At 54.2% G+C, this 7,099-nt stretch carries 5 protein-coding genes; 4 read left to right on the forward strand and 1 reads right to left on the reverse strand.

Annotated features, from left to right (window positions below):
* Positions 1 to 36 precede the first annotated feature (36 nt).
* Entirely contained in the window at positions 37 to 2,898 is a 2,862-nt protein-coding gene (ileS, locus tag P3X23_RS07570) for an isoleucine--tRNA ligase (protein ID WP_300874936.1), read from the reverse strand.
* Between the two features lie 95 nt (positions 2,899 to 2,993).
* Between ileS and ruvX the strand changes: the two genes are divergently transcribed.
* From ruvX to P3X23_RS07590, 4 genes are all read left to right on the forward strand, one after another.
* Positions 2,994 to 3,473 (forward strand): Holliday junction resolvase RuvX, encoded by a 480-nt coding sequence (gene ruvX, locus P3X23_RS07575; protein ID WP_300874939.1) that lies wholly within the window; start codon positions 2,994 to 2,996, stop codon positions 3,471 to 3,473.
* The gene (locus tag P3X23_RS07580; protein WP_300874942.1) at positions 3,474 to 4,649 is read left to right on the forward strand and encodes an aminotransferase class V-fold PLP-dependent enzyme; all 1,176 of its coding nucleotides are present in this window, start codon (positions 3,474 to 3,476) and stop codon (positions 4,647 to 4,649) included. It begins immediately after the preceding gene.
* A 135-nt stretch (positions 4,650 to 4,784) separates the two neighbouring features.
* Entirely contained in the window at positions 4,785 to 5,543 is a 759-nt protein-coding gene (gene gloB, locus P3X23_RS07585; RefSeq protein ID WP_300874945.1) for a hydroxyacylglutathione hydrolase, read from the forward strand.
* 63 nt (positions 5,544 to 5,606) lie between these two features.
* Positions 5,607 to 6,932, forward strand: coding sequence for a hypothetical protein (locus P3X23_RS07590; protein ID WP_300874947.1), 1,326 nt, complete (start codon positions 5,607 to 5,609; stop codon positions 6,930 to 6,932).
* Positions 6,933 to 7,099 lie beyond the last annotated feature (167 nt).

Consider the following 7,099-nt stretch of genomic DNA (forward strand, 5'->3'; position numbering starts at 1 on the left):
AGCAAGATTCCCCGCGCCGGGCTTCCCGCCGATGAGCTAAAATTCTCCTTGCAGGGCAGCTTGGCAGCGATCGCACAACTGGGGATGCAAGGCCGATTGGCCAACAGTTTCAGAATAATTCCAACAGCGAACGCATTTCTTACCCTTAGCATGACCGACGCCAATCCACAGAGCCTCACCCTCAAGGACATAGGGCACGTCCACTGCTTTCCGTTCTGGCATTACCTCCACTTGGGACACTAAAAAGAGATAGCGCAGTTCATCCACGCCATTGCCACTGAGGGTATCGTTGGGATTCAGTTCTTGAAGGCGATCGCGCCACTCAGAATCGGTGACATAGAGCCACACTTTGGCCTCTAAAGAGGCACCAATCAGCTTTTCAGCACGAGCCTGCTCGAGCACTTTGTTGACCTCTAGGCGAAGCTGCCGCAAACGTTGCCACTCATTCGCTAGGGTGGGGTCATACCACTGGGCAGGAAGCTGTACCCAACCGCTTTGAAAGACGGAAAGATAGGGGGTTTTGAAGGGTAAATGCTGCCAAATATCCTCGGCTAAGTGAGGGAGCACTGGGGCAATGGCACGGGCTAGGTTTTGAACAGCAATGGCCAGGACGGTTTGACAACTGCGCCGGCGATCGCTAGTAGCAGCACTGATGTATAGCCGGTCTTTGGCAATATCCAGATAAAAGTTCGAAAGATCAACGACACAAAGATTTTGAATCGTTTGGAAAAAGCGATAGAACTGAAAGCTATCAAACGCAGCCGTCACTTCCCTAAAGACCTCGTGCAGCCGATGGAGCATATAGCGATCCAAAGCCGGCAGTTGGGCATAGGGAATCGCATCCTGATCGGGATTGAAGTCGTGGAGGTTCCCAAGGAGAAAGCGCGCCGTATTGCGAATTTTGCGATAGACATCCGCCAACTGTTTGAGGATGTTTTTGCCAATGGGCACATCATTGGCATAGTCCACCGAGGAAACCCACAGGCGTAGCACATCGGCACCGTAGGGAGGGTCTTGCTTTGGGTTTTTGCCCCCTTCAATCACTTCGCGAGGATCAGTGACGTTGCCGAGGGATTTGCTCATTTTCCGTCCTTGCTCATCAAGGACAAAGCCGTGGGTTAAGACGGCCTTGTAGGGGGCTTGGCCTTTAACGGCCACCCGCGTCAACAATGAGGATTGAAACCAGCCCCGATGTTGGTCAGAGCCTTCGAGGTAGAGATCTGCCTGCTGATCGCCGAGCACTGCCGCCCAAGAGGAGCCGGAGTCAAACCAGACATCCATGGTGTCGGTGCCTTTTTCATAACGATCGGCCTGATCCCGCAGCGATTCGGGGAGCAATTCAGCAACGGAGAGTTCCCACCAGGCATCGGAGCCGCGATCGCGAATAATGGCTTGAACATGGGCAATGGTTTCTGCGGTCAGCAGGGGTTCCCCTGTGGCTTTGTCGTAGAAGACGGGAATGGGCACCCCCCAACTGCGCTGCCGCGAAATACACCAATCGGAACGCTCAGCCACCATGGCGGTAATGCGGTTTTCCCCTTGGGCAGGAATCCATTTCACCTCGGCGATCGCCCTGAGGGCTGCATCACGAAAGCCTTCAACGGAAGCAAACCACTGCTCCGTGGCGCGGAAGATAGTCGGCTTTTTCGTGCGCCAGTCGTAGGGATATTTGTGGACGTAGGGTTCTTCCTTGAGGAGAGCACCAGATGCTTGCAGGGCTGCAATCACTGCTTCGTTTCCTTCTTTGAGGACATTGAGACCCGCAAATGGTCCGGCTTCTGCCGTAAAGCAACCATTCTCATCCACGGGCGACAGGATTGGCAGGCCATAGCGTTGACCGACGGCATAGTCTTCTAAACCGTGACCGGGAGCCGTATGCACTAGTCCCGTCCCTGATTCTGTGGTCACATAATCACCGCCAATCACAATCTTGCTCTCGCGCTCAAAGAGGGGATGGCGATAACGGCTATTTTCCAAGTCAGCCCCTTTGGCTGTGGCAACCACCTTGAGCGTGCAACTGAGGGTTTTGCTGAGTCGCTCTACAAGATCTGCGGCAACAATTAAATACTTGTAGTGGGAGGCAGGCTGAACCTCAACCAAGGCATAGGTGAGATCGGGATTCACACTCACCGCTAAGTTGGCTGGAATTGTCCAAGGGGTTGTTGTCCAGATGGCTACTCCTAATTTACCGAGTGCTTTATACCAAGACTGAGCTAAGCCTGCGGGCAACTCGATGACTTCAAAGGCTGCATAGAGACTGCGGGAGGTGTGACCTTCGGGATATTCCAATTCGGCTTCAGCGAGGGCGGTTTTGGAGCTAGGACTCCAGTGGACAGGTTTCAGGCCGCGGTAGATATAGCCCCGCAGCACCATTTCGCCAAAGACTCCTATTTGGGCGGCCTCATAGTCGGGGGTGAGGGTCAAGTAGGGATGCGCCCAGTCGCCCCAGACGCCGTAGCGTTGGAAACTTTGCTTTTGCTCGGCCACGGTTTTGAGGGCAAATTCCTTGGCCTGCCGGCGGAGGGCAAGAGGTGTAAGTTGGGCACGCTGTTCAGGTTTGAGGGTTTGCAGTACCTTGAGTTCAATGGGCAAGCCGTGGCAGTCCCACCCTGGGCGGTAGTGAACCTTACGTCCCCGCAGGAGTTGGTACTTGTTGATGATGTCTTTGAGGATTTTGTTGAGGGCATGGCCAATGTGAAGGGCGCCATTGGCGTAGGGGGGGCCATCGTGGAGAATAAACACCTCACCTGGATTCGTTTGCTGAAGCGTTTCATAAATTTGCTGCTGTGCCCAAAAGGCTTGCAATTCGGGTTCCCGTGTCGCTGCATTCGCCCGCATTTCAAATGTGGTTTGGGGCAGGTTGATAGTGTCTTTGTAGTCGGAGCTTGCGTCAGTCATGGGTGGATACAGCGGGGTATGATGTTTTTAGTCAAGGAAAAACGCACCTTGGCAATGGATTTCATTGTAGGGGAACTGTTCTTGCCGACTCAAGGATGATTTCCGTTCTGGGCTTAGATCTGGGGCGCAAGCGCATTGGCGTTGCAGGGTGCGATCGCTTGGGGCAGTTGGCCGCGGGCATTACGACCATTCATCGTCAGAATTTTGCGAGTGATGTGGCACAGCTTCGGCAGATTTGCCAGGAGCGAGGGGTAGAGAAATTAATTGTCGGTTTACCCTACACCCTCGATGGTCAACTGGGTTCTCAAGCGCGTCAAGTACAACACTTAGCAGAAAAAATTGCTGCGGCTTTGAACTTACCTGTGGAATACGTAGATGAGCGTCTCACCTCCTTTCAGGCGGAGGAAATTCTCAAACAACGGCGGCGATCGCCCCGTCACCACAAAGACCTCGTGGATCAAATTGCTGCTGCGCTGATTTTGCAACAGTGGCTCGATGCCCATTCCCAAACCGCCAAGACCCCTCCGCCCTCCTCAGCCTGCAGGTGGGAGTCCCCTCATTCCAAAGGAACGTAGATGGATCTCAAGAAACTTGCCGCCTACCACGACCAGTACCCTGCTTTGACCAACAAGACATATCTAAACTACGGTGGGCAAGGGCCACTGCACCAAGACACTTGGCAGACCATTCTCCAGAGCGATCGCCACATTCAGGAGGAAGGCCCTTTTGCCAATCGTGTGTTTTCGTGGCTGAGCCAACACCTGCAAACCCTACGGCAAGAATTAGCGCAGCTGCTGGGCACCACGCCAGACACCATTGCCCTTACGGATTCGGTGACCACGGGCTGCAACATTGTTCTTTGGGGCATTCCCTGGCAAGCGGGCGATCGCCTACTCATTTCCAACTGTGAACATCCAGGGGTAGTGGCAATTACGGAGCAATTGGCACGGCGGTTGGGAATTGTCGTGGATCGGGTGGCCTTTTGGCCCTGGTGTGACAATGAAGTGGCCGCCATCGAGGCTCAACTCCATCCCCGCACACGCTTGGTTGTGTTGAGTCATTTGCTGTGGAATACAGGGAAGCTCTTGCCCTTAGAGAACATCGTTGAAGTTTGCCACCGTCGCGGTATCCAAGTTTTGGCGGATGGTGCCCAAAGTGTCGGCATGGTGCCCCTGAATTTGCCTGCCTTGGGGGTAGATTACTACGCCTTTACAGGACATAAGTGGTGCTGTGGCCCCGCTGGATTGGGGGGGCTATATATTCGGCGCGATCGCCTGCCCACCTTGGAACCCACCTTTATTGGCTGGCGCGGCATTCACCAAACCCGCGAGGCGCAACCCGCCGGCTGGAAGGAGGATGCCAGTCGCTTTGAAGTAGCAACAACTGCTTTTTCATTGGTTCCAGGACTCACCACTGCTCTGCGGGTGCACGATCAATGGGGGACTCCCCAAGCGCGATACCGGCGTATTTGTGAGCTGAGTCGTTACCTCTGGGAACAGTTACAGGGCATCGGCGGTTTGACTTGTCTGAGTCCAATACCCCCACCGTCCGGACTTGTCGCCTTTCAGTTGGCCAATGGTCAGCACCACCAATTCGTCCAAGATCTTGAAGCCGAGAATATCCTAGTGCGAGAATTGCTCTATCCCGCCTCGGTGCGTGCCTGTGTCCATTACTTTACCCTACCGCAGGAGTGCGATCGCTTGGTTACTTTTCTAAAACAGTGGCTCAAGAATCATCCTGAGGAAGCTTAAAAACTTAACAATTGGATGGGGGTGAGTTGATTGGTCTATTTTTGCGCATTCTGGTTGAGGTAGAGGCAAAGAAGAACTGGCGACGTTGGGTACACAAACAATAGCCATCATAAGCTTCACAAGGGTACTGCTATTATGATGATTTATCGTCTTAATGCCCTTACGGATAACTACATTTTTTTGCTCCACGATCCACAAACGGGGACGGCGGCAGTGGTGGATCCCGCAGAGCCGGAGCCTGTTCTGGCCAAGTTAGCGGAATTGGGAGCAAGGCTGACGGCCATTTTTAATACCCATCACCACTGGGATCATGTGGGTGCCAATCGTGCCCTGCGATCGCGCTTCCCCAATATCGAGGTCTATGGCAGCTATGAGGATCAAGGGCGCATTCCAGAACAGACCGTCTTTCTCAAGGCCGGCGATCGCGTTCCCTTTGGTGACAGTCATCTTGAGGTGCTGTTTGTTCCCGGCCATACACGCGGCCACCTTGCCTACTATGCGCCAGAAACGGGTGACCTATTCTGCGGCGATACGCTCTTTGGCGGTGGCTGTGGGCGTCTTTTTGAGGGGACGCCGGCACAGATGTTGGCGTCATTGAACCAACTGCGGCAATTGCCGGAGAGTACGCAGGTTTGGTGTGCCCACGAATATACCCAAAAGAACCTCGGTTTTGCCCTCACCGTGGAAGCCAACAATCCCGCTTTGCAAGAGCGCTATGCCCAAGTTTGTCGCGATCGCGCCCAAGGGAAAAGCACAATTCCAAGTACAATTGGCCTTGAGAAGGCAACCAATCCCTTTTTGCGCTGTGAAGTGAGTGCCATTCAAGCAGCAGTGGGGGCTACTACACCCCTCCAAACTTTTACACGCTTGCGGGGGAAACGAGATCAATACTAAAAATATCAGTGACGACACTACAACGCTAATCTAGTGTTATATTCCTCCACCTAGAAAGCCGCAATGGCAGTTTTCTATCAGAGTCGCTTTTTTAACTTCTGGCGACAGCAATGGCAATATTGGCAGCAACAGTGGCAACGCCAAAAATGGCAGGTTGCAAGCACCCTGAGTGGCACGCTTCAGGTCATTGGCGCCATTCTGGCACAGTTTTGGCAGCGGGGACTTCCCCAACTGATGGGCAGCGTCTCTCAGGTGCATCAACGCCTCCTACCGAAACCCACGGCGGCTCCTGCTGCCGATGCAGCCCTGTTAAGTGTGATGTCTGCTCTTTTCCTCACAGGTGGGGAAGATGAATCTTTGGCGGTGGCGATCGCCCCCATTGCCCGCCCACTGCCCTGGTGGCGGCGCTGGATCGCACCTTTACAAGGCTGGCGGCAACCCCAGCCCAAAACTCGACCATCCCAAGAGGCGCCTTTGGCACAGCGGCAACCCTTTTACCTTGCCTGCGATCGCGCCGCCAAATTCCTCTTGATAGTGGATGAGGCTGCCCGTCCCTTGAAAGTTCTCACCGCTGCAGAACAGCAACACATCGAACAACGCATTGCCTATGCCTTGGCAGTGTACTATCAGCATGTTCGGCAGTGGTATCGGCGGCGGCATCACTGGCTCTGGGGCTGGCGGGAGAGATCACTCAAAGCAAGCTCTACCCCGCGGTTCTGCTTGGTGGAAACCTTTCTCGCGCAACTTCAGCTCACAGGAACAGAGGGAGGGGATTTAGCCTTGCCCCCCATGTCTCCCCTAAAAGCGGCTATCCAATGGTTGCGATCGCGCCTCCCCTTTAGACGCAAGAATCCGCTGTCTCCAAGGCGAGTACAGGGAATTGCTACGCTCCTAGGAACCCAGCAAATGGTGCTCGTTGGCAGCGATAATGAAATCCTTTACACCCTCAGCCCTGCCCAGCAGGCGCAAGTTCTGGCTTGGATTGAACGCCATCTCAACCCCTTCAAGCTGCCCTTCCAAGATTGGCTGAGTCAACTCTCCTACTGGCTAGGGGGAGTCCAGCCGCCGCTGGGGACAGCCGTGAATTCGCCCCTATTAGCAGCTACGAATCCTTTACCTGTTTTTTCTCCAGGGGAGACGCTGCTCCAGCTAGGGAGCGCATCATCGCCATTAGCCCATGCGTTACAATCAGAAACTGCAACCCCCAGTGTCCATCTGAATCCAGAGCAGTTGATTCTCGATGTGGATGCTGCTCTTATAGGCTATGAACTCCACTGGTTTGAACGACTGTTGCTGTGGTGTGATCGCCTGTTTTTGTGGATTGAAGAACATCTGATTGGTTTGGGTCGTTGGCTTTTACAACAGTGGCAGCGCTGGCGGCACCCCTAGGGATCCTCAATCTGACCACCTGCGCCAACGCCCCATCGGGATACCAGCCGGCAGACTCCAGACCCACGATAGCCTATTGAAGGGGGACTCTAAGCAGAGCCAAAGGACAGTAGAACCGCCGTAATCGCCTCCACCAAGGGCGATTGCAAGGCAGCGACATACTCTGG

Origin of the sequence: Thermosynechococcus sp. Uc (genome assembly GCF_029335995.1) — a bacterium.
Taxonomy (GTDB): Bacteria; Cyanobacteriota; Cyanobacteriia; order Thermosynechococcales; family Thermosynechococcaceae; genus Thermosynechococcus.

Coding starts and splice junctions, on each gene's coding strand:
- ruvX (WP_300874939.1), top strand. CDS start 2,994: ATGATTTCCGTTCTGGGCTTAGATCTGGGGCGCAAGCGCATTGGCGTT.
- P3X23_RS07590 (WP_300874947.1), top strand. CDS start 5,607: ATGGCAGTTTTCTATCAGAGTCGCTTTTTTAACTTCTGGCGACAGCAA.
- ileS (WP_300874936.1), bottom strand. CDS start 2,898: ATGACTGACGCAAGCTCCGACTACAAAGACACTATCAACCTGCCCCAA.
- gloB (WP_300874945.1), top strand. CDS start 4,785: ATGATGATTTATCGTCTTAATGCCCTTACGGATAACTACATTTTTTTG.
- P3X23_RS07580 (WP_300874942.1), top strand. CDS start 3,474: ATGGATCTCAAGAAACTTGCCGCCTACCACGACCAGTACCCTGCTTTG.